The following is a 23,174-nucleotide window of genomic DNA, read 5'->3' on the forward strand; positions in this document are numbered from 1 at the left end:
TTCTGTCTCCTCTCTTTATTTTATTTCATTAAATCGGTTACGTAAGGAAGCAACGCCAAGTGACGAGCTCTTTTTACAGCCTGAGCGATACGACGCTGGAATTTCAAAGAAGTACCAGTGATACGACGCGGAAGAATTTTACCCTGTTCGTTCAGGAATTTCTTCAGGAATTCAGGATCTTTGTAATCGATATACTTGATACCGTTCTTTTTGAAACGGCAATATTTCTTTTTCTTAACGTCTACTGATGGCGGAGTTAAATATCTGATTTCTGATTGAGTTGCTGCCATGATTAATTCTCCTTTACTGTTTCTTTAGATGATTTCAGATTTCTTCTCTTAGCGGCATATTCTGCTGCATATTTGTCCTGGCGGAAAGTCAGGAAGCGGATTACACGTTCGTCACGACGGAAGTTTACTTCCAGAGTAGCGATAGTTTCCGGATTTGCCTTGAATTCAACCAGCTGATAGAAGCCTGTTGTTTTCTTGTCGATAGGATAAGCTAATTTGCGCAATCCCCAATTTTCTTCGTTCACGATTTCTGCACCCTGTTCTTTCAGGATGTTCGTGAATTTTTCTACCGCTTCCTTCATCTGTGCGTCAGACAAAACGGGAGTTAAAATGAAAACGGTTTCATAATTGTTCATAAAACGCTGTTTTATATTTGTTAGTACTTAAAAATTTGCGGGGCAAAGGTAAGGAGTTTTTTTTATTCTGCAAATAAATATCAGTCTTATTTCTTCGTATGTACATTACGATAATTGTTCTTCAATTGGTTCGAATGAGGATTATGACAATCCAAACAACTCATTCCTTCGTACAGCCCGGTTGGAGTTTTATCATCTTCCGTACCTAATTCACGACGATTATTCGGTGCATGACACTGCATACAAAGCCATGCGTTCGGATCATCTGTCACTTTTATAACAGAGTCCCTGTCATGCATCGTCGTCTGAAACAATTTATCCGCAGGCAAATGACGTTTATCCGAACGCATATATAAAGCCGTAGCAGGACGTTTTGTATCTTCCAATAAAACAGAACGTTCTTTTCCGTTCTTTGTTATATATGGTTTATGTTGCGGTTGTTCGGCATGTACCTGATGGCAAGCCAGACACGTCATCGCCGGACGTTCAGCCTGTGACGTACTTTTAATATGCCAATCAATGGCATCTCCTTCCAAAGACATTAAATCATGGATCGTCCCATCATAATGCATCCCATGACAACGAAAACAATCCCAGTAAGGTTTCTCCGCTCGATTATGTTCTACATCCATAAATATATCTTTATAAGTTGTCGAATGTGCGCCGGATTCCCAGGCGGCATGCTCCGCCTGATGGCAAGTTACACATCGGGAAGCAACAGCCAATACCTGTTCTTCATTTAAACAGACATCTTCATTCGTCTGCTTTTTGGTAAAATGACTGTATATCATTCCAGCCTTTTCTGCAAGACCTTTTGCCCCGTTGCTAAATGCTGTTCCATGACAGTCGATACAACGGATATCCGAATGCGCAGAACTTTTCCATAAACGACAGGCAGAAGTCACTTCATGGCATTGGGCACAAGTCAGATCAGGGTCTAAAGAAACATAAACTTTATAGCTTGCAAGACAAGCTATAACACCTCCAATCACTACAATTCCTATCCAATAATAAGTATTCATGCTTCACCTCCTTTCGTCCACTGTTTGACAATGTGTTCACCTGTTCGAAAAGCTAACGCCATAATTGTCAACACCGGATTAAAACCACCGTTATTTACAAGTACACTACCATCTGCTATATACAGATTATCCAGATCATGTACACGACAATACCTGTCAACCACAGAAGTAGCCGGATCATTTCCCATACGACAAGTGCCAGCCTGATGCTGTCCTCCTGTTTGTCCACGCCCACTCCCTTGTTTCCAGACGAACTTGGCTCCGGCTTCTTTCAGTATTTCCTCAGCTTTAGCTGATAGAAATTCTACATTTATCTGGTCAATAGGATGACGGGCACCGGATATAGCGACAACCGGTATACCCAAAAAATCTTTTACTGTGTCATCGAGAGTTACACGCATATCAAAATCAGGGATTTCTTGTATGGGCCCCTGAAAACATTCGATCCGATAATAATTGTCACGCTGGAACTTTTTATGCTCCAATCCCCAGCGAGGATATTGAGGTGGCCGGTTACCCGAAAAGGCATACGGCAACTGATAAAACTCATTAGCTAAAAGCCCTCCTCCTACTATCCCTTTATTATGGTGATTATAATCCATGATAGCGACAGTAGCTCCCGGGCCTTGTAAGTCCAAAATATCATAATCAAACAAACCCTTGGCTCCACAATAAGCATGCCCCTGCAAATTACGTCCCACCCAGTCATTATTATTGCCAATACCATTCGGGAACTTTGCCGACTTTGAATTAAGCAAAAGCCGTGCTGTTTCGGTAGCAGAAGCTGCCACTACTATTATATCCGCCTCCATCCTGCATTCTCTGTTCTTTTTATCAAAATAAGATACAGCTATGGCGCGGTGTTTATCGTCTGTATGTATTTTAAAAACAAAACAGTTTGTTTTCACCTCACAATTTCCTGTTTGCATTGCCACCGGAATAACTGTATTATGTGTACCGTTTTTTGCATTTACCGGGCAAGCATACCCACAACAAGTCCTGTTCCGAATACAAGCAGCCCGTCCGTTATAAGCAACAGAATTACGAAGCATAGGAATAGGGAACGGATGCAGCCCCATCCTTTTACAAGTTTCCGCCATAATTCTTCCGTCTTTATTATATTCAAAGGCAGGCATCGGATAAGGTTCAAATTGATTAGGAGCAAACGGATTTTCAGACATATCACCGGAAACTCCTATTTCGCGCTCCGCCTTGGTATAGTAAGGAGCCAACTCTTCATAAGTTATCGGCCAATCGGTTAAAGTAGAACCTTCTACTTCTCCATATTCTGACTTCAACCGAAAATCTTCCGGCATGAAACGCCATGCCATCGCACCATAAGAAACTGTACCCGACCCCACACATGCTGCAACATGATTATACCCTCCCGACTGAGGGGTAATCAGCTGCTTACTCCCGTCATCATTAATTAACACGCGAGGATTTTTTTTCCAATCCGGCCCGAAAGCAGAGCCCAGATCCTGTACTCGTTGTGAAATCAACTCATCATTAATATGTTCGTCATAAACAGGCCAACCACCACGTTCAAAAAGGGTTACATGAATGCCGTTTACAGCCAGTTCCTTTGCTATAACACCCCCACCTGCTCCTGCTCCGATCACAATAGCTTTTTTCTGTATTTTACTCATATCTGTTCTGCCCTATTAATAATGGATAATCCAGTCTCATCATACGATAACTCACATAGTCTTTATTACCTCCATGACGCGGAGGCCCATAGTAGCCTTGCATCGTATTACGCAAAACCATATCAAAAAACTGTCTTTGTGAAATATCTTTCCAGTAAGTTTCAGGCAGCTCATTACGTTCCATTTGTTGTAATACGACATACTGCTGTTTCCCTGGTAAGTTTGCAAATGTTTTTCCGAATGTTTCATTACTATATTTATCCAGTGCTTGGATTCCTTTCTTATAATCAGATTTCAATTCAGGGAAGCGCTGATAAAGCAGTTTGTCTATAAAATTAATACACCCTGCCTCTTTCGCTCCCGGAAAATCATCTTCAGGGATAAATTGCTCACAAATAGCACCCAGACACTCACCCTCATCAATAGAGAAACAACGATATTGTCGTTCTAATCCGGTTTTACAAGCAGGCATCAACAATAAGCTGCCATACAAAGCAATACATCGTTTTATAAAAGTTCGTCGGTTAACCATAGTATAAAATTTATTGTTTACATTTCAGAACTTCAACCGGCCAAAGAAATATAATACACTTCAACCGGATGAAGTTTTATTATTTACTATACATTAATATAATGCATCAGAGCCTGTCCATCCCGGATTTTGCTCCAGAATTCCATTAGAAAGCAATATCTCATTTTCCGGAATAGGAAGAAACCCTCCTGTTTCCGGTCTGAATTTAACCGTTACCTTCATGGGAACATTCATTGTCCGAGCAGGAACATCAACTATTTTATTAATTTCCTTTTCTGCATCCCCCCAGCGTAACAGGTCATAATACCGGACACCTTCGAATGCCAGTTCGTATCGTCTCTCTTCTTTTATATTCTCCAAAGTTGCCGGAACAGACGGTAACCCAACTCTTTTCCTCACCTGATCCAAATAAGACTGTGCGTGGACCGAGCCTAATTCAGCCCCCATCAATAAGACATCTGCAAAACGTATGACAACAAGATCCTGCGTATTATTTTCTTGAAAATTAGTTGTCGCTCCATATAGCTCACAACTATAATTCACTACATTTCCTGCTGCATTCCGAACATTAACCGGCATATATTTCTTCTGCCAATATCCGGTTTCCTGTTGATTATTCTCACCATTCCAGATGAAACCGGTAGTACCTTCTTCCGGATCATCGACATAATAAATAGACGCTTTTTTTCTAATATCATCATCCGGCCATTGTGCATACAACTGAGGATTGACAGTACCAACCCCCCAACCTTTACCAAATGGTATCTGATCTTGTCCTTTAATACCGAAATACAAATTGATTTTATTACTAAACCCTTTCCACATCAGTGTTGAATATTTCCAGGCAAAAACAGTTTCTACATTATCTCCATTTTCTCCAATCCATTCCAATTGGTTATTTTTTGCATAACCATATTCTTTATTTGACAAAGAATACGGCCAAAGACTTCTAAAATCAGAAATCAATCCATGTCCGCTGTTAGCAATACAGTCATCAACATTGTCAATCACATATTCTTTATCTAAAACTGTTTGATCAGGTAATTGTATCGATGCAATCTTATAATAACCACTATAAAACAGATATGCCCGAGCCAACAATGCCTGAGCAGCCCATTTCGTAGCTAAAGATTTTTCCGTATCCGGGATATTTGTTAAACTAACCGATGGCAATAAATCTATCGCTTTCTTTAAATCCGAAAAGATACAACCATATAGCTCTTCCGGCGAAGCTTTAGGTAGAGATTCTACTTGCGTAGACAACACCAAAGGTACCGATCCAAACAACCGACATAAATCAAAATACATATATGCTCTTAGAAAGTAAGCTTGTCCCAGTATATTGTTCTTTTGCGCTTCACTTTCCCAAGATACTTTATCAATACTTTCTAAAACGAAATGAGCCCTGTAAATTCCCCGGTAATATTTACTCCAGATACCCGAATACATATTATCCTGGCTTTTCTTATATTCATTCACTGCCAAAATCATCCTGTCAACAGTACTTCCTCCTCCAAAACGATCATCAGACATAGTTTCAGCAAGCAGGAAAAATGTTTGCCAATAAGGATCCTGTATCTCCCCTATCGCAGCATACGCCGATAATAATGAAGAAAACACATCTTCGGACGTCTGAGGAAAGTTAGATGAATTCTTCTGTGTCAGATCTTCCGTATCCAGAAAATCAGAACAAGACAAGAATATAAAAATGCTAACAATCAATATACTTATATTTATCTTTTTCATAACAATGTATTTAATACTTAAGTGAAACACCGATTAAGAAAGACATTGGAGCGGGATAAAAACCGTTATCGATACCACCTGCCCAATTATTCCCATTTCCGACCTCTGGGTCAAAACCGGAATAGCCGGTAACCATCAATATATTTTGCCCAGTCACATACAATCGAGCCTGATTCAACGGTAACTTTTTCCACAAATACTTAAAGTCATATCCAATAGTAAGATTACTTATCCGCCAATAATCGCCATTTTCAATATAACGATCAGAGACATAAGTATCGTTAATATGAGTTGCCATATTAACTCGTGGAATTGTATTGGACGTTCCTTCTCCATGCCAGCGTCCTAAAACATCTTTCGTGTAATTTTCATGGGGCCTGTCGGCAAATCGACGATATGATTTTGCTATTTGATTACCAAAAACGCCATTAGAAGTCATGTTCAAATCAAGTCCTTTATATCCCAAATTGAAAGAGAAACTAAAAATAAAATCTGGATTCGGATCTCCTATCATGATCTTATCTCCATCATCAATTACATTATCATCATTTTGATTAATAAAAATCAGATCGCCGGGAACAGCATCAGGCATTATTTTTTCACCATTACTATTCACATAGTTATCGATTTGCTGTTGATTCTGGAACACACCACCAGTCTTATATCCCCCAAAATAACCTAAAGGGAAGCCTTCTTCCGCTCTATATAGTTCTGCCGTTCCATTTGCCAACACGTTAGACGGGCCATGAATTATACCCTCACTGTTAGCAATGCGAAGAACTTCATTATCATTATGAGCAAAATTCAAATTCACCCCATAAGAAAAATCACGAATATTATCTCTCCATGACAAAGCGACTTCCCAACCACGATTTCTGACATCACCACCATTTATGTACGGTGCGCCGGTTCCCATTATACCTAAAATCGGAGCTTGTACCAACCAATCCTTTGTTGTCTTATTATACCAATCAAAGGTAAATCCTAACCGACTATTAAAGAAACGCGAATCAAACCCTATATCTGTTTGTTCAGATGTTTCCCAAGTAACATCCGGATTTGACATAATATTAGGATAAGCGGCTGTAGTCCAATTCGTTTTTTCTATACCAGGGAAATATCCGGTATCAAAAGCAATTGTCGACAAATACTGGAATGGCGAAATAGCCTGATTTCCATTACGTCCCCAACTTGCTCTCAGTTTAAAGAAATCCAACCAGGATACTACATCTTCCATAAACGATTCATTGGAGACAACCCAACCAGCTGATACAGAAGGAAAATATCCCCATCTTTTATTCGGGGCAAAATTAGAAGAGGCATCAGCTCTCATCACGAATGTTGCCATATACTTTTCCTTATAGTCATAATTTATTCTACCGAAGAAAGACAACAATCGGCCTTGTTCCCAAGGGCTGCCATGTAAGGATGTTTTATCAGAGTAAATAATCTTCGTATTATCTAAATATCCATGTTTAAAATCATCAAATATGGAATTCAGATTCTTACCGCTTAGGCTTTCTCCTATTCCCGATTTCTCTGCAGAAGTACCCAACAAAACATTCAAATTATGTATTTCATTTATTGTAGTTTCATAATTAACCGTATTTTCAAAGATCCATTTCAGGCCGACCGACATATTCTGGTTGACTTCACTTTCTGTCCGGTATCCGTCATCAATCGTTGACAAACTATAAACAGGGATAAAACTCCTATAAGAAGAAGCACTCATATCGATACCGAAAGAACTCCTCCAAGTTAAACCTTTTATGGGCTGCAGAACCATATAGGCATTGCCTCTCAAATAATTAGTCTTGTTTATATTCCCACTATTGCGATAATAATTAAAACCGACAGGATTTGCGTCATAAGGATTCCAGGGAATAGCATAATGATAATCTCCTTTTTCGTCGTATACAGGAAGGAACGGACTCGTTTTCATAGCCATAAATAAATAATCACCTCCTCCCCCGACAGATTCCTTAGTCACATGCGAATAACTCAGATTCTCTCCGAACTTCAAAATATCGAACGATTTTCCTTTTATCAGTGAATACTCCGTATTTATCCGGAAAGTATACCGGCTATATTGCGGTGCGGAGGGTTGTCCTAAAACACCTTCCTGGGATGTATAAGATAATCCCAGTGAATAAACAGACTGCTCTGTCCCTCCGGTTATGCCTAATGCATGATTTTGAGTAAATGCATTTTTATTTTTCAATTCATCAAGCCAGTCGGTTCCGCTCCATGTTCCATTCTGTATTTTATCCCAATCGGGCACTAAAGAAGGAAAATCATATTCCGGCATACCAGAATTAACAGCCGCTTCATTCATTATCAGAGCAAACTCTTTTGCATTCAAAGTTTCTACATCCTTATATAAATTTTGAATACCGACATAACCATCATAAGAGATTGAAGCCTTTCCCTTTCGTCCCTGCTTTGTTACGACCAATACGACACCATTGGCCGCCCGAGCCCCGTATATCGCAGCAGAGGCTGCATCTTTCAAGACATCTATCGATTCTATATCTGCCGGACTTAAATGATCGATACTACCAGTCGTAACACCGTCGACAATATAAAGAGGTGTTGAGTTGCCGGTCGTACCGACACCACGAACTGATATTTTAAACCCTTCGCCCGGAACACCGGAGTTCTTGACAATAGACACACCAGGAGCCTGACTCTGTAAAGCACCTAAAGGATTGACCGTATTCAGCTTCTGCAAATCATCCCCTTTTACCTGGACTGTAGCTCCCGTCACTAATTTCTTTTTCTGTACACCGTAGCCGACAACTACAATCTCATCCAGGTTCTGATAATCTTCTTTTAGTACAATTTCCAGATTTTCTTTACCTGCAACCAGAATGATTTGATCCACATAGCCGATATAGGATATTTGCAACTCCGCATTATCCTGAACCCTTATCGAAAAACGTCCTTCCAAATCTGATATAACCCCATTGGCAGTACCTTTTTCAACTACGTTAGCCCCAATAACGGGTTCACCATTTTGATCCACAATTTTACCCGATATATTTTTAACTTGCTGTTGAGCGATCAACACGTTTACTTCCTTTTGGGTAAGAATAATATTCACTCCTTCCACAGAAAAAGTCAATCCCGTATCTTTCAGCACTTCATTCAAAACCTCCTGAACAGATTCATTGGCTGCATGTACAGACACCTTCTGTGTCAAATCCAGCTCCCGGTTTGATATAAACAAATAATTCGTCTGATCTTCAATTTCACTGAGAACATCTTCCAACTGAACCTGGATTTTATTCAAACTGACTTTCTCATTCTGAGAATATGCATGATTTGCAAAAGCGAAACAGGAACACAATAGTAAAAAACCGACTGTTAACTTCATAACTCTGCATATTTGTTTTCTTCCCGAATCTTTTTCTGGCAAAGACCCGGATAAAAAAAGTTTTTTCATACCTTTGTAATTGATTTTTAATTAATAAGTATATTTAAAAATGTACTGGAGAACCGATGGTTGTTGACGCAACTGCCGGTTCTTTTTTAGTGCTTTTCATGTCTCCTTTCCCATAGGCTATTCTATTTTATTAGTTGATATATATTATATTTCTGTCCTCGTCACGCTTGAAAACAAACGGGAAATCATTTTGCAGAACACGTAAGGCATGATCTATTCCATCTGAAATCCGCAATTTACCACGATAGCCCAAACGATCGACCTTCTTATTATTGATTACAATTTGCACATCATAGAACTTTTCAAACAATTTCATAATATCGCCAAACGATTTGTCTTCAATATAAATCAAACCATCTTTCCAGCGAAAACTGTTCACATCTGTTGTAGATGAAACTTGTAAGACATCACCAACCAGTCGAGCCGTTTCGCCCGGAGAAAGGAATACGGCTTCTGGATGCCGGGCATTATATAATTTTACTTTTCCGTCATAGAGCATTGTTCTGAAGTCCTCTTTGCCAACATAAGCCTCCACAGTAAAAGTGGTACCCAATACCTCAACATCGTATTTATCTGTTTTTACAATAAAAGGCTTCTTATCTTTTGTCACTTCAAAATAACCCTCTCCATCCAGAATAACCTCTCTGCTTTTTTTTGAAAATGCGATAGGATAACGAATTGTCGTATTGGCATTCAGCCAAACATTAGTACCATCCGGCAGTTGTATATTTGTACGGTTTCCCGCAGGAACACTCACACATTGAAAAGCACTACTTAACTGGTCGATACGATAATCATCGTACAAATAAAAACTTCCAAGTAAAAACAAAATCGAAGCCGCTATTCCCAAAGACCAGCGTAACCACGGTTGTAGATATATCCGTTTTCCTGATCTCAGTACAGGTTCTTCCACAAGGATAGATGCATCAAAACGGATCCGTTCGCGGATAAATATTTCTCGGTTAGCTTCATCACTTTCAATCCATTGATGTATGGCCTCTTTCTCTGCTTCCGAAGATTGTCCCAGATAATAACTGATAAGTATATGTTGATCTATTTGCATGAGCTCTCTTTTTAGTGTTTCATAAGTAGAGCAACTCAGCAATCCAAAATCCCAAACTAAAACAAAACTTTATGAAAAAAATTTCAAAAGAGAAAGCAGGTGTGGCTTTCATGCCGAACTTAATTCAGCAATAACAATATAAATGGAATATAATCCTTCAACTTTTTCAGAAGATGATCGTTTGCCTTGTTCACATGATAGTCTATTTTCTGCTGGGAGACTCCCAACATCATGGAGATTTCTTTACGGGATTTATTTTTCAGACGATTGAGTATAAAAATATTTTGTGTCTGTTCCGGTAATTCCGATAAAGACTCCATGATAATCTTTGTTATATCTTTAGAGAAGATTACCCCATAACTTTCATCTTCCAATGTCTGAATACGTGTAATGATTTCCCAGCCATGTAAATCCGTACAGTTTTTACTATACTCAATTTCCACCTTCAAATGTTTCAAGTAGTTCAGACACTTGTTCTTCACCGACAATAAAATGTAACCTAAAATATCGGTATCCGACGGCAGTTTATGCCTGTTTTCCCAATAATACAGCAAGGCATCATGAGTCATATCCTCTGCCGTCGGCTTATCATTTACATAATAAAGAGCATATCTTACAAAACGTTCGTAATACGTATTGTAGAACATTGCAAAATTAGTTTCAGTATTAATCTGCAAAGGATTTATTATGTGTTTGTTATCACCCATCTCCTCATTATAAGGATACAAAAGTAATTAATTAGCGATACTTCATAAAACAATATAAGCATAATTATGGCAAATAAACCGGCCTCAACACATTCCCCTTCGCATCTTCCGGGTAAAGTGCTCCTTCGGCATCGAGTTGGGTTGTCATAGCTTTTATCATTTTGACCAGTAATTTTGGATTTCTTCCCGACACGTCAAGTGATTCACCCGGATCTTTCTTCAGGTTATACAGACGGTAACGGGGTTCGGACGGATTTTCCGGATTATAATAATAGATCAGCTTCCAATCTCCTTCTATATAAGTTGTAAAGTAACTTCCCCTGTGGCTATGCGGGAAATGCATCAGTACAGTCTCCGGACGGCTATTGTTTCTCTTCCCTTCCAATTGATCCCGCAAGTCGACACCATCGACAATATGCCCTTGTGGATTTTTTGCTCCGCTCAAAGAAACAAGTGTCGGATAGATATCCATTACCGTACCCATCTGTAATTGGACACCACCTACTTCAATCGGTAATTGTTTCTGAACCGGATTATTCATATCCGGCTTACCCCAGCAAGCGATAAACGGAACACGAACACCCCCTTCAAATTCAGAACCTTTCTTTCCACGCAGAGGAGCAGAAGAAGTGTAGCCCTTATCATCCCCCAGAGGAGCATCGGAACCATTATCCCCCAGGAATATTATTAATGTATTCCCGGCAATCCCCAGTTCTTCCAGATGATCCATAATATCCCCCAGCGATTTATCCATTCCTTCGATCAGCGTAGCAAAATCGGCTGCTACTTTCGGTTTTCCCGTATAACGGTAATGGTCGGCAAAACGTTTATCTGCTTCAAAAGGGGAATGAACGGCATAATGTGACATATATAGGAAGAAAGGCTTCTGATCCCCCACTGCCTCGGTGATCTGCTCGTTCGCTTCCAAGGTCAGGGCTTCACTCAGAAAAGTATCTGTACCGTGATACTTTTGTAATCCCGGTACGGCGCGGGCCTTTTGTCCTTTAATGTTTCCATATCCGTTCTCACCGTAATAACTTCCCGGATGCCCGATAGAAGAACCGGCTATATTCACGTCGAAACCGATATTCTGCGGAAGTTCCCCATCGCTGTTCTGGCAACCGAAATGCGCTTTGCCTACATGGATCGTTTTATATCCGGCCTCATGCAGTACACGGGGCAATGTTACATCATTCTTCGAGATACCTTTCCAGTTCCAGTCTGTCGGGCCGAAAGGTGTTTTGTTATTCGTTTCAGAATTGATCCAGTTAGTCGTCCTGTGACGGGTCGAGTTTTGTCCGGTCATGATAGATGCACGGGAAGGGGAGCTGACACTTTGCGCATAGAAAGTAGAGAAGCGGATTCCCTGACGAGCCATACGCTCCATATTCGGTGTCTGATACCAGTCGTTCAGCGGATAACGAACCGGATTACCAGCCTCATCCGTCAGAAACGGCAACGAGGTATCCATCAGGCCCATATCATCGACCAGAAAAACAATAACATTCGGACGTTCCTGTGCCATAAGCGGCTGTCCGGCTAAACATAAAAGAGTTGATACACACAGAGTTTTTTTCATGATATTTTATTTATAAAACTATCCTTAGAAGATAAATCATCGGATAACTGCAAATTTAAACAATATCTATTAAACCCGAGGCCTATATTCTCCGAATGAAGAAAAACAATCAGGAAAAACAGGCTTTTTCCCCTTTCATCAAGTAAATCACTCCGTTCGTCAGGTTAATTTGATAGCCGTATTGCTTCCGATTAGTTTTGTCCCAGAAATCAAAAACAATAAAGTTATGAAATACAATAAAATGTATATCCTGGTCATCTTACTGATTCTGTCGATCGGTATGTCTGCACAATCTGTCATATCAGGTAAAGTAATAGACAAAGACAATGCCCCCATAGCAGGTGTGACAATATTATTAATAACCCATGCGGATTCAACCTACATGACAGGCGCAATCTCTGATCTGGACGGGCTATTTGAAATACCGAATCTCAAACCAGATCATTATATCCTTTCATTTTCTATGATGGGACTAAAAAAGATCAACAAAGAGCAACAAGTCGGACTAAATACAAAGACTGAATTGGGCAATATTGTTATGGAAGAAGATGCTTACATGTTGTCTGCCGTAACTATAACCGGTAAACGCCCCGCCGTGAAAGTCGAACCGGGGAAAATGACAATCAACTTGTCGTCCGCATTATTGAGTACGGATGGCAATATACTGGATGCATTAAAAAAACTGCCGGGAGTAATCGTTCAAAATGACGGATCGATTATCCTGAATGGCAAATCAGGTGCGAAAGTGTTGATCAATGATAAAGTAACTTATCTGTCAGGGGAAAATCTGGTCAATTATTTACGTTCCATCCCTGCCAACTCCATTGAAAATATCGAACTGATATCCCAGCCGTCATCAAAATATGATGCAGCAGGTAGTTCCGGTATGATTAATATTCAAAAAAAGAAGGTCAAAGAACAAGGTATAAATATAGCAGTATCTTCCGGTTTGGAGAGAGGAAAATATACCAAAGGAAATGAAAGTTTTTCCTTAAACATTCATCATAACAAACTGAATATATATGCTGATTACTCCAATTACTGGGGGAAAGACTATATAGAACTCATAGTCTCCGGCCATTACATAGATCCGGTCACTTTAAAACCACTCGAACTTCGGAAAGACTTTGTAAATAATCTAGAAAGGGAATCCAGAGGACATTATGTAAATGTCGGGATAGATTATGACTTTTCGGATAAAATAACCGTCGGAACATATTTATCGTCGAGTTGGTTTAACCGGGATAAAAACGAAGTGATCATATCAGACTTCTTTAAGAATAACAGCACTCAAAGCGATTCCACTTTAACAGCGTTAAGCACTTTGGATCACGGCTACACCAACATCACAGGAGGAGCCAATATGATATACAAATTTGCGAAAGCAGGGAAATGGGATGCATCCTTCGACTTCCAATTGTTTGACCAGAAAGACGATCAGTTGTTGAAATCCTTTTTCCAGACTCATATCAAACCATTACAGGAAGATACAATGGCCGGCAAAACAAATGGGGATATCAAAATATACAGCGGACAAACTAATTTGAGCTATGATATGTCTGATAAATTCGGAATAAAAGCCGGGCTGAAAACTGTTTTCGTAAATATAGGAAGCGATGCTTTGTATAAAAACCTGATTAGTGGCAATTGGCAGGAAGACAACAACCTCAGCAGTAATTTTGCATATAATGAAAACATCAACGCAGGATATGTCCAATTCAACGCTAAATGGTCTCCCCGCCTTTCAACAGAAATAGGTTTGCGATTAGAAAATACATATACAAAAAGTGATTATAGTTCGACAACCCAGGACACCACTTTCAGCAAAAGATATACAGACCTTTTCCCTTCTTTAATGGCTCAATATCAACTTTCTGAAAATCACGGCCTGTCTATGGTATATAACCGTCGTATTGTACGGCCCAATTACAGAAATATGAATCCTTTTGTGGAGGTGAGAGATCAGTTTTTATATGAACAGGGGAATACCGGATTGAAACCGGAGTTAATAGATAATATAGAAATTTCATGGCTATTCAAAAAACGGTATTCATTCAATGTATTCTACTCTCATACAAAGGATCCGATCTCTACAAGTTTTCTGGTCGAAGATAGCCGTGTCATGATTATGCCGCAAAACTTATCCGGCAACAATTCACTCGGATTAAGAGTCGGATTAAACAACCTGCAACCTTTTAGCTGGTGGACAACTCACATAAATGGTTCTTTAACTTATAAGCAATACGATTGGACGGCATCCGGAAAAACGTTAAAGAATGAAGCTATCACTCCGATGTTACATATCAGCAATCAATTCAGATTGCCCTACGAATGGGGAGGAGAAATCCAGGGATTTTACAGTGGCAAGATGATCGAAGGGCAAACCAGGGTGAAATCTTTATGGACGGTATCGCTCGGAGTTCGCAAAAACCTGTTCAAAGAGAGATTTAGTATGTATATTTACGCACACGATATCTTTCACTCTCTTCGTCCCCGTGTTAGTATAGATAGTAACTACCTGTATTATACATCTAAAGAAAAGAATGACAGCAGAATGATAGGAATATCGCTCGGTTACCGTTTTAATCGTGGCAGGGAGATAAAGAAATCTCAAAAAGCAAATAGGATCGAAGAAAGTAAACGAATAGGTTTGTAACATTAAAGATAAAGACAAATGAACTTAAAGCATGACTGGATTAATTCCTTACTTATCGCATTAACACTGACATTGTGCATGTTTATTGTTGTGGACATTACTTATAATGAGCGAATGTGGGAATTTAATCCGTTTGCTTTTAGAGCCCGTTTACTGGCTATGGGTATAACCATTACCATATTCTTTCTGGGAAGTTTTATTTATCAACGAATAGCACGTTATTCTATAAACAAGAGCAAAGACAAGAAGAAAGCAAGCTGGAAAGAATACGCATTGGTGTTTCTGATAAATTTTACCCTTTTAAATATCACACACACGTTTATTCAGTTTTATGTAAACCTGAATGATACGTTTAAGTGGGGCGAATCGGCACTGATCAATGTGGTTGTATCTCTTATACTGTTTCTATATTATACGTTGGTGCGCAATGGTATTCTATTCAAAAGCTTTATCGAGCAGAACCTTCAGTTGGAAAAGGTTAAAGTAGACCAGTTGGAAACCGAGCTGAAGTTCCTGAAATCGCAATACCACCCGCATTTCCTGTTCAATGCCTTGAATACCATTTATTTTCAGGTAGACGACAAAAACGGGGAAGCCAAACAAAGTATCGAGCAGTTATCCGACCTGTTGCGCTATCAGCTCTACGATATAGAAAAGGAAGTGAGAATGGAGCAGGAAATAAACTATCTGAGGTCGTACATTGCTTTTCAGCAATTACGGATGACGGAAAGGCTCGTGCTGGATTTGTATTTCGACCCGGAGTTGAAAGACCAGAAGATACACCCTCTTTTGTTTCAGCCTTTAATTGAAAATGCTTTTAAATATGTAAGAGGCGAATACAGAATACAACTGGAAATGAAGTTAGACGGGAGAGAAATTCAGTTTGAAATAACAAATTCAATATCCCAATCCCAGAGTTCAAACAACAAAAAGGGTAAAGGGATAGGCATTGAGAATTTAAAACGGCGGCTCGACCTTTTGTATCCCGATAAATACAATTTAGAAATCAAACAAACAGACAATCTGTTTGCTGCTAAACTAATTATAAGCACAAATTGATATGAAAATAAAATGTATCATTACAGATGATGAACCCGTAGCAAGAAAGGGTTTACGGGGTTATATCGAAAAAATAGATTTCCTCACGCTGACCGGCGAATGTGAAGATGCGATTCAACTAAACACTCTGTTAAAGACCCAGCAGGTCGATCTTATCTTTCTCGATATAGAGATGCCGGAGATGACAGGACTGGAATTATTATCAAACTTAACTAATCCCTCTAAAGTGATCATCGTATCCGCTTATGAGCAATATGCCCTTAAAGGATACGAGTTTGAAGTAGTGGATTATCTTTTGAAACCGGTATCTTTCGACCGCTTCCTAAAATCGGCAAACAGAATCCATGACCTGTTACAAACGGAACAGAAAGATGCTGACGATTACATATTCGTAAAGAGCGACAAGCAGTTAAAGAAGATTCTGTTCAGGGATATCCTCTTTATCGAAAGCATGGAAAACTATGTTATCATCCAAACTGTGTCCTCTAAAGAAATAGTGTACACCACCTTGAAACAAATCCATGAGTCATTGCCACAAGATATCTTCCAACAGACTCACCGGTCGTATATTGTAAATATCGATCAGGTAAACGCGATCGACGGTAATCTGCTGAACGTAAATTCGCACAAAATACCCGTAGCCCGGAATTTAAGGGATAACGTATTCAACCTGATTCTGAACAACCGGCTGATAACCAAAGGTTAGATCAACACTAATCCAGCTACTTCTGTAACCAGCGATTCAAATGATTACCCGGAGCAGCGACGACAAACTTATAGAACTTCGATGCCGGCAAAGCTTGCAGGTCGACCATATAATTTTTCGTTCCGGCCGGCAGCGTCGCCAGTTTGATCCATTCATCTTCCCCACCCTCTTTGAATTTATTTGCGGCGGCGGCATAAACAGTCACCGGAGCATCCTCTGAGTAACATTTCCAGGACAAACCGACCGTATTGTCATAAGGCATTGTCTGCAAATCATAAATATCGGCATCCCCGACAAAAGACATGCCGTCCTGCTCCCACAAGACAGGCTGCGGAACCTCAAAGCCCATGAACCGGCAGATGGAAGGCGCAATATCGGTGATCGCCAAACTGCCGGATGTGAAATGACTGTTTACCGGCACATTCGTTGAAACCCAGGTAGTACGTTCGCGCCAAGACTGTCCCCCGTGGCCGTGGCCATTCTCTCCGCGTCCGTGATCGGTTGTGATTACGACCATCCACTCTTCATCAAAATTGGCCTCGCGATACTTCACGGCTTCCCAGATACGGGCAACCTGATCGTCCGCTTTCCGTACATATTCATCGAAAAAGGCTCCGTTGCCGGCAATATGCCCCGCATCGTCGGTATACCACAGATATACCCAGCTCAAGTCGGGCGCATCCTTACGGATACCTTCTGCCGCATCTTTCGATATTTGTTCGTCTATATCGAAGATATGCAAATCCTTCTCTTTCTTTGGGAAACGGATGGTGTCCAAGTCGTAACCGTCTTTCACGTAGTCGATCTTGAGATAGTTTGTCTCCTTTTTCCCCTCCCCGATCAGGACAGTCCGGTTATCCGTCCAGCTGGAATAGACGGCCGTTTTATATTCTTCCGGTTGCTCTTTCGCTATCCGGAAGATCGTCCAGTAGTTATAATTCGGTTGCAGGTCGGAGTTGCCGCCTACATTATGTTTATTGAACCAGGTCGATGTCAGCAGGTTGGTATAGCCGATGGCCGAGATCGTCGCCGTCTGTGAATATCCGCCTATCTCCCCTCCGGTATATGCCCGGCTATAAGCGCCTTTCGAAGCTATATCGAATATGGCCGGCGTATGAAGCCTTTCGATCTGATCGGCCGGAACCCCGTCGACAATTACATACACCGCTTTCCTGGTCTTAGCGAACAAACCGGCACAACACAAACTAACCAGCAACAGATAATAAAAACGTCTCATAACTATCTTCCCTTATTGATTTAACAAAGTCTTAAATATACATATTTCTTTCATTCCACAAAAAAACAAACGACTATTCAGCGGCTTGTACCGACTCTTCCTGAATGCGTCTGATCAAAACCACCCGTCGATGTGCCTCTTTCAGCAGATTCAACTCCTTTAAACTCAGTATAATTTCGCACGTCTGCGAACAATACGGAAAACTCGCCTGTAAAACCTGGGTCTGCTTATTATCTGCGTTATAACAAACCACCTCCACTTGATTATCGACCTCAATAACATCATCCGTAAAGATCACGACATTCTTATCTATCGTAGATACTCCCAGATAGGAAACCTTCGTGAAGTTCTGCTTTCCGTTCTCAAATTCCACCGGGGAATACAACGTATTTTGAAGTCCTTCGATAAGTCCGGCACTCCCCTTCCCTAATATCTCCCCGGCAACTTTCCCTATCGAGTCGGCATTCTTCGTCAGCAATTTACTTAAAGATTTCCCGACGCCTTTTCCTACTTCTCCTAAACCATCGGCAGCTTTCTCTCCGGTTTCTTCCCCCCGGTCTTTCAGCGCGTCCGATATTCCATCGATCATATCCAGCGTTTTCTCGGTAACTTTCTTTGAACTATCCCGTGTGCTACAAGAAATCACAGGCAACAAAATCAGGATACTTCCCAAAACAATAAACCACCTTTTGATCATAATAACAGGAGTTTAATTAACACTAATGAGTTTGTTTTCGCATCATTTATCAATGAAGTTCTAAAAGTACGCAAATCTTTTATTTTATGAAACAAAGCCTGCCTCTTATTATTTTATTTGTCCGGACGGTACTCTTTAGTTTGTACATAAAATGCTTTTAATATTTTGTTCCTATATTTTTATACTTTTGCCCATGCTAAAAATCAATTTTGAGCTAGCTCAAAATTAAATTCATGCTAGCTCGAAATTAAATTTGGGCATGCTCAAAAGAAAAAAAATATAGATACTAAGAGTTAGTTATAAGGTATAAAAAGATTAGAATACAAGCACTTTTCAACTAGTTGTTTCCTACCTTTGTCTCTTGAACAATGGCAAACAAGATATAGTTATAAAAAGAAAAGCAGCTATGATACGCAAGTTACTTCTTACTTCCCTGGTATTTCTCTTTGCAGTAAGCATTTACGCGCAATATGTTCCCGACGTGCTCGGTGATGATTACGTGCGCCGTACTTTTCAGATGCCGGATGATTATGAAGGGAAAGTTGTCTGCACGCTTGTAAAAAAGCCGCAACTACCGGATGTAAAGAAAGCGGTTCTATACATTCATGGTTACAACGATTATTTCTTCCAGAAGCAATTGGGAGACAGCGTGAATGCACATGGCTACAACTTCTATGCGATGGATCTCAGGAAGTACGGCCGTTCCATCCTGCCGAACCAAACCCCGTTCTACTGCAAAAGCCTGACGGAATATTTTGCAGACATCGATACGGCACTGGCAACCATCCGTTCGGAAGGAAATAAAAAGATACTGTTGATGGCGCACTCCACCGGGGGACTTATCACGCCATTGTATTTAGAAAGTAAGAAAGACAATCTCCCTGTCACCGGATTAATATTGAACAGCCCTTTCCTGGACTGGAACTTCGGTTGGTTTATGGAAAAGGTGGTAATCCCGGTCGTTGCATTTGTCGGAAAATTTTTCCCCGACCTGACCGTGCAGGGATATGGCATTGCCTCTTATGCACACAGTCTGCTCAAACAGTTCAAAGGGGAATGGGAATATGATACAAACTGGAAGATGATCAACGGCTATCCTAAAAAGGCCGGCTGGATAAAAGCCATCCAGGAAGGACAGCGGCAGGTGAAAAAGGGGTTGAAACTGGAATTGCCGACCTTGGTGATGTCGTCCGACAAATCTTATCCGGAAACTGAAGAATGGCATAATGAATATCTATCTTCCGACATTGTGCTGAACGTACACGATATCCAGGAATATGCTCCCCAACTGAGCTATCTGACCGTTTGCGATACTATAACCAACGGGATGCACGACCTGATCCTTTCCGAAAAGGCTGCCAGGGATCAAACCTACCATGTAGTCTTCGAGTGGATAAAATGGTGGCAATGATCTTACTTTCTCCTTGGGGACGTCACATGCAGCTTGGTCATATTATTCATGTCGTCCAGAATGTAACGGTTCACGTAGTTAAAGCTAAAGCGAAAAAAGTAATCCTTTAACGTACCAATATTAGCCGGGCTGATCAGGCTATGCAGATGGTTTAATGCGATAAAGACATATCCTTCCCGGGGGATTCGGTTGTAGAACTCGATCTTGTTCCGGTCTAAGGCGATGATGTCACCCTCACATTCCGCAAAACCGTTCATCGCTTCTTCCCAAGTGATGAGCATGTGATCTTCATAAACAGCCCAACGGTAGACATCTTTGCCGTTCACCTTCTCCGGAAGCGTGTTGGAGTGATGTACGAGGATATAGTCGTTCCGCATATCATTATCGCTGTGAATCCAGATATCGAGTACCCGGAACTGCGACGAGTTGTCGAATTTGATATAGCCGTTCTTACAGATCTGAGGAGCAAACACATGCCTGTCTACATCGGTAAAGTAAACAAGGTTGCTTCCGAAAAACTCTTTCTTCCCGACAAACTCCGAGAATAGTTTGACAATCTTGGCCTGATCCGAACAATGTACAAACTCCGGCAATTCTTTCGGAAAGTTTTTACGGCAGATCAGGCTGAACTCCTTCAGCAAGTCGTTCGGATCCCGTTCTTTCTGGATTTCTGCGAAAGCCAGCATCTCATCCACTGTATGGAAACGTTGCTGGGTATCCTGCGTCAGGCAGCGTTCTACTATGCGGTCGTAAAATTTCAGGGCGGGGAATACCTTACTGATAGCCGTATCGTTATTCGTATTGCCGAATGCATACCACTGCAAGGTTTCTCCTATCGCTGTTATGTCGGAATAGTCCGGATCGGCAGTCTCCGCCATTGCAATATCCGTCAGCACAAAATCATTATGGTCGTCTACGAGTATGTTGCGGGGTTTGATGGCTCCATGTACAATGCCCATGCTATGCAGGAACTGAACCGTATTAGTAAGGAAACGGAATAGCTTAAGAAAAGAGTCCACAGACAGGACACTTCTGTATTCTTCCAGCGAACATCTGTACAACTTCATAACCAGCACGGGGATTACCTGTCCCTGCACGGTCACAGTATCAAAGTCTGCATATTGCACAATATTGCTTCTTGTCTCCAACAGGGATATTGTCAGATACTTTGCTTTAAGCTTATTTAACCACTTCTCCTTTCCTGAATCGTCTCCTTTATACAAAAAGAACTTTAAGGCAACGTCGTTCCCATTCATCCGGCCCTTGAAGACTATGCCTGTTTCGCTCTTGCCCAAAGGCTTGGTGTCGAGCTGGCATTCGCCCAAAGATAATGAAAGTCTACGCTTTTCGATTTCAAGAAATTCAAATAATAACTGTTTTTCATCCATATCAAACGTTGTAAATCAAGGAACGGAAACAAAGGTACAATTATATTTGAATTTTTATATTGCTTAAGCTTCTTTTTTAAATCTCCCGGCAGAGAGATTATTTTAATCATTACCTTTGTTGCGAACAAAAAATCAATTGAATGAAAGCCTTACGCATTATACTTGCAGGAATAATTTTATATGGCATATCGAACGACAGTTATTCCCAAACAACCGATATCCAGGATGCTACAATCTATAAAACAGAATTGTTTGGTTCAGCTGCAACCGGATCGAATACGCCGTTCTGGATGGTTAGCAACCGCTACGGCATTGTTCCGCAAGAGGCAGGCAACGGTTTGCTAAATGCAGGCGTATTCCATAACCAACATTTCGACAAGGGATTTCGCTGGGGAGCCGGACTGGATGTTGTAGCCGCCGTGCCCCGCTATCGTAATGTATTCATTCAGCAGGCGTATGCGGAGATAGGTTATAAAAGTTTGTTGTTCAGTGTGGGGAGTAAGGAAAGGTATAATTCACTATGGAATCGGAATCTGAGCTCCGGTGATATGGTACAATCCACCAATGCATGTCCTATTCCGGAAGTCAACCTGAGTATGCCGGAGTTTACCTTGGTTCCCCTGACTAAAGGCTGGTTGCAGGTAAAAGGTGATTTCGCTATCGGCAGGTCATTCGATACGGACTATCTGAAAGACTTCGCTAATTCCAAACAAGTCTATATCAAGAATGTGCTTTGGCATCATAAGTCTTTCTTCTTCCGAATTAAAGATACGGAAAATGATTTTCCCTTGTCTCTCACAGCCGGTGTCCAACACTATGCCCAATGGGGAGGAACTTCTACCGATCCGAAGATCGGAAAACAACCTCAATCTTTTAAAGATATGATACGGGTGATATGTGGACAAAAAGGTGGTAGTGATGCTACATTGTCCGATCAGATCAATGTATTGGGAAGCCATTACGGTTCGTACGACTTCAAATTAAGCTACACGGAGAAAGACTGGGGAGCTCATATTTATTATCAGCATTATTTCAACGATAAGTCGGGCATGGAGTTTGCCAATAAAACAGACGGGCTGTGGGGATTACAATTCGACCTGCCTTTCCTTCCCTGGCTGAACAAAGTGGTTGCCGAATATCTTGTAACAATGAATCAAAGCGGCCCTATGCATTTTATCCTGTTCGACCGTGATAAATGGCAAGGTGGACGTGGAGGCGGAAACGACGATTATTATAACAATGGTGAGTATACGACAGGTTTTTCTTATTTCAACAGAGGGATAGGCTCTCCGCTGATCCCGTCTCCGGAATATAATACCGACGGTTCTTTAGGTTTCAAAAACAACCGCGTTAAAAGCTGGCATTTCGCAGCAGAAGGGGATATTAATACACAGTTATCTTATCGTGTCTTATTTACTGCGATGAATGGTTGGGGTACTTCTTATTTCCCTTTCCTGAATAAAAAGTTCGGCACATCCAGCTTGGTTGATATCAACTATACCCACCCTAAGTTACAGGGATGGAAATTCTCCGGATCGGTCGCAGCAGACACAGGAACCATGTTAGGCAAAAGCGTTGGTTTCAGCCTGGGCGTCACCAAGACGGGGATATTAAAAGCCTGGTAACAAGAA

Annotated in this window: 18 protein-coding genes; 5 read left to right on the forward strand and 13 right to left on the reverse strand. The window is 40.8% G+C overall.

What is annotated here, in order from left to right; translation table 11 throughout:
• Nucleotides 1-20: 20 nt before the first annotated feature.
• The 10 genes from rpsR to HMPREF1212_RS23520 form a co-directional block, all read right to left on the reverse strand.
• Entirely contained in the window at nt 21-290 is a 270-nt protein-coding gene (gene rpsR / locus HMPREF1212_RS23475; protein ID WP_007654155.1) for a 30S ribosomal protein S18, read from the reverse strand.
• A gap of 2 nt (nt 291-292) precedes the next feature.
• Complete coding sequence (rpsF, locus tag HMPREF1212_RS23480; RefSeq protein ID WP_028726943.1) at nt 293-646, reverse strand: 30S ribosomal protein S6; 354 nt, start codon at nt 644-646, stop codon at nt 293-295.
• A gap of 86 nt (nt 647-732) precedes the next feature.
• Complete coding sequence (locus HMPREF1212_RS23485) at nt 733-1,668, reverse strand: multiheme c-type cytochrome (protein WP_046151386.1); 936 nt, start codon at nt 1,666-1,668, stop codon at nt 733-735.
• The gene (locus HMPREF1212_RS23490; protein ID WP_046151387.1) at nt 1,665-3,317 is read right to left on the reverse strand and encodes a GMC family oxidoreductase; all 1,653 of its coding nucleotides are present in this window, start codon (nt 3,315-3,317) and stop codon (nt 1,665-1,667) included. Before HMPREF1212_RS23490 ends, HMPREF1212_RS23485 begins: the two co-directional genes overlap by 4 nt.
• On the reverse strand, nt 3,310-3,849 hold the full coding sequence (locus HMPREF1212_RS23495) for a gluconate 2-dehydrogenase subunit 3 family protein (RefSeq protein WP_046151388.1): 540 nt from the start codon (nt 3,847-3,849) through the stop codon (nt 3,310-3,312). The genes HMPREF1212_RS23490 and HMPREF1212_RS23495 overlap by 8 nt, the downstream gene beginning before the upstream one ends.
• Nucleotides 3,850-3,942: 93 nt before the next feature.
• Nucleotides 3,943-5,595: a RagB/SusD family nutrient uptake outer membrane protein gene (locus HMPREF1212_RS23500; protein ID WP_046151389.1), complete on the reverse strand. Its 1,653-nt coding sequence runs from the start codon at nt 5,593-5,595 to the stop codon at nt 3,943-3,945.
• Nucleotides 5,596-5,605: 10 nt separating this feature from the next.
• On the reverse strand, nt 5,606-8,971 hold the full coding sequence (locus HMPREF1212_RS23505) for a TonB-dependent receptor (protein ID WP_232430212.1): 3,366 nt from the start codon (nt 8,969-8,971) through the stop codon (nt 5,606-5,608).
• A gap of 199 nt (nt 8,972-9,170) precedes the next feature.
• On the reverse strand, nt 9,171-10,103 hold the full coding sequence (locus tag HMPREF1212_RS23510) for a FecR family protein (RefSeq protein ID WP_052725106.1): 933 nt from the start codon (nt 10,101-10,103) through the stop codon (nt 9,171-9,173).
• Between the two features lie 119 nt (nt 10,104-10,222).
• Nucleotides 10,223-10,750, reverse strand: coding sequence for an RNA polymerase sigma-70 factor (locus HMPREF1212_RS23515; protein WP_232430213.1), 528 nt, complete (start codon nt 10,748-10,750; stop codon nt 10,223-10,225).
• A 124-nt stretch (nt 10,751-10,874) separates the two neighbouring features.
• Complete coding sequence (locus HMPREF1212_RS23520) at nt 10,875-12,389, reverse strand: sulfatase (protein WP_046151391.1); 1,515 nt, start codon at nt 12,387-12,389, stop codon at nt 10,875-10,877.
• A 226-nt stretch (nt 12,390-12,615) separates the two neighbouring features.
• On the opposite strand from HMPREF1212_RS23520, the gene HMPREF1212_RS23525 reads away from it, so the two are divergent.
• The 3 genes from HMPREF1212_RS23525 to HMPREF1212_RS23535 are packed head-to-tail and all read left to right on the forward strand — an operon-like array spanning nt 12,616 to nt 16,810.
• Nucleotides 12,616-15,045: a TonB-dependent receptor gene (locus HMPREF1212_RS23525; protein WP_046151392.1), complete on the forward strand. Its 2,430-nt coding sequence runs from the start codon at nt 12,616-12,618 to the stop codon at nt 15,043-15,045.
• A gap of 18 nt (nt 15,046-15,063) precedes the next feature.
• Nucleotides 15,064-16,104 (forward strand): sensor histidine kinase, encoded by a 1,041-nt coding sequence (locus tag HMPREF1212_RS23530; RefSeq protein WP_046151393.1) that lies wholly within the window; start codon nt 15,064-15,066, stop codon nt 16,102-16,104.
• 1 nt (nt 16,105) lies between these two features.
• Nucleotides 16,106-16,810 (forward strand): LytR/AlgR family response regulator transcription factor, encoded by a 705-nt coding sequence (locus HMPREF1212_RS23535; RefSeq protein WP_046151394.1) that lies wholly within the window; start codon nt 16,106-16,108, stop codon nt 16,808-16,810.
• 16 nt (nt 16,811-16,826) lie between these two features.
• Here the strand turns inward: HMPREF1212_RS23535 and HMPREF1212_RS23540 are convergent, their stop codons facing one another.
• Nucleotides 16,827-18,047, reverse strand: a complete 1,221-nt coding sequence (locus HMPREF1212_RS23540; protein ID WP_046151395.1) for a hypothetical protein — start codon at nt 18,045-18,047, stop codon at nt 16,827-16,829.
• A 73-nt stretch (nt 18,048-18,120) separates the two neighbouring features.
• Nucleotides 18,121-18,744 carry a hypothetical protein gene (locus tag HMPREF1212_RS23545; RefSeq protein WP_046151396.1) on the reverse strand — a complete coding sequence of 208 codons (624 nt, stop codon included), beginning with the start codon at nt 18,742-18,744 and terminating at the stop codon, nt 18,121-18,123.
• Nucleotides 18,745-19,150: 406 nt separating this feature from the next.
• Between HMPREF1212_RS23545 and HMPREF1212_RS23550 the strand changes: the two genes are divergently transcribed.
• Nucleotides 19,151-20,155, forward strand: coding sequence for an alpha/beta hydrolase (locus HMPREF1212_RS23550; RefSeq protein ID WP_046151397.1), 1,005 nt, complete (start codon nt 19,151-19,153; stop codon nt 20,153-20,155).
• 2 nt (nt 20,156-20,157) lie between these two features.
• Here the strand turns inward: HMPREF1212_RS23550 and HMPREF1212_RS23555 are convergent, their stop codons facing one another.
• Nucleotides 20,158-21,543 (reverse strand): protein kinase domain-containing protein, encoded by a 1,386-nt coding sequence (locus tag HMPREF1212_RS23555; RefSeq protein WP_046151398.1) that lies wholly within the window; start codon nt 21,541-21,543, stop codon nt 20,158-20,160.
• Nucleotides 21,544-21,683: 140 nt separating this feature from the next.
• On the opposite strand from HMPREF1212_RS23555, the gene HMPREF1212_RS23560 reads away from it, so the two are divergent.
• The gene (locus HMPREF1212_RS23560) at nt 21,684-23,168 is read left to right on the forward strand and encodes a capsule assembly Wzi family protein (protein ID WP_046151399.1); all 1,485 of its coding nucleotides are present in this window, start codon (nt 21,684-21,686) and stop codon (nt 23,166-23,168) included.
• Nucleotides 23,169-23,174 lie beyond the last annotated feature (6 nt).

The sequence above is a fragment of the Parabacteroides sp. HGS0025 genome, assembly GCF_000969845.1.
Classification (GTDB): domain Bacteria; phylum Bacteroidota; class Bacteroidia; order Bacteroidales; family Tannerellaceae; genus Parabacteroides; species Parabacteroides gordonii.

Excerpts from the sequence above, each read along its gene's own strand:
- rpsR (WP_007654155.1), bottom strand. The coding sequence starts at position 290 with ATGGCAGCAACTCAATCAGAAATCAGATATTTAACTCCGCCATCAGTA.
- rpsF (WP_028726943.1), bottom strand. The coding sequence starts at position 646 with ATGAACAATTATGAAACCGTTTTCATTTTAACTCCCGTTTTGTCTGAC.
- HMPREF1212_RS23485 (WP_046151386.1), bottom strand. The coding sequence starts at position 1,668 with ATGAATACTTATTATTGGATAGGAATTGTAGTGATTGGAGGTGTTATA.
- HMPREF1212_RS23490 (WP_046151387.1), bottom strand. The coding sequence starts at position 3,317 with ATGAGTAAAATACAGAAAAAAGCTATTGTGATCGGAGCAGGAGCAGGT.
- HMPREF1212_RS23495 (WP_046151388.1), bottom strand. The coding sequence starts at position 3,849 with ATGGTTAACCGACGAACTTTTATAAAACGATGTATTGCTTTGTATGGC.
- HMPREF1212_RS23500 (WP_046151389.1), bottom strand. The coding sequence starts at position 5,595 with ATGAAAAAGATAAATATAAGTATATTGATTGTTAGCATTTTTATATTC.
- HMPREF1212_RS23505 (WP_232430212.1), bottom strand. The coding sequence starts at position 8,971 with ATGAAGTTAACAGTCGGTTTTTTACTATTGTGTTCCTGTTTCGCTTTT.
- HMPREF1212_RS23510 (WP_052725106.1), bottom strand. The coding sequence starts at position 10,103 with ATGCAAATAGATCAACATATACTTATCAGTTATTATCTGGGACAATCT.
- HMPREF1212_RS23515 (WP_232430213.1), bottom strand. The coding sequence starts at position 10,750 with ATGTTCTACAATACGTATTACGAACGTTTTGTAAGATATGCTCTTTAT.
- HMPREF1212_RS23520 (WP_046151391.1), bottom strand. The coding sequence starts at position 12,389 with ATGAAAAAAACTCTGTGTGTATCAACTCTTTTATGTTTAGCCGGACAG.
- HMPREF1212_RS23525 (WP_046151392.1), top strand. The coding sequence starts at position 12,616 with ATGAAATACAATAAAATGTATATCCTGGTCATCTTACTGATTCTGTCG.
- HMPREF1212_RS23530 (WP_046151393.1), top strand. The coding sequence starts at position 15,064 with ATGAACTTAAAGCATGACTGGATTAATTCCTTACTTATCGCATTAACA.
- HMPREF1212_RS23535 (WP_046151394.1), top strand. The coding sequence starts at position 16,106 with ATGAAAATAAAATGTATCATTACAGATGATGAACCCGTAGCAAGAAAG.
- HMPREF1212_RS23540 (WP_046151395.1), bottom strand. The coding sequence starts at position 18,047 with ATGAGACGTTTTTATTATCTGTTGCTGGTTAGTTTGTGTTGTGCCGGT.
- HMPREF1212_RS23545 (WP_046151396.1), bottom strand. The coding sequence starts at position 18,744 with ATGATCAAAAGGTGGTTTATTGTTTTGGGAAGTATCCTGATTTTGTTG.
- HMPREF1212_RS23550 (WP_046151397.1), top strand. The coding sequence starts at position 19,151 with ATGATACGCAAGTTACTTCTTACTTCCCTGGTATTTCTCTTTGCAGTA.
- HMPREF1212_RS23555 (WP_046151398.1), bottom strand. The coding sequence starts at position 21,543 with ATGGATGAAAAACAGTTATTATTTGAATTTCTTGAAATCGAAAAGCGT.
- HMPREF1212_RS23560 (WP_046151399.1), top strand. The coding sequence starts at position 21,684 with ATGAAAGCCTTACGCATTATACTTGCAGGAATAATTTTATATGGCATA.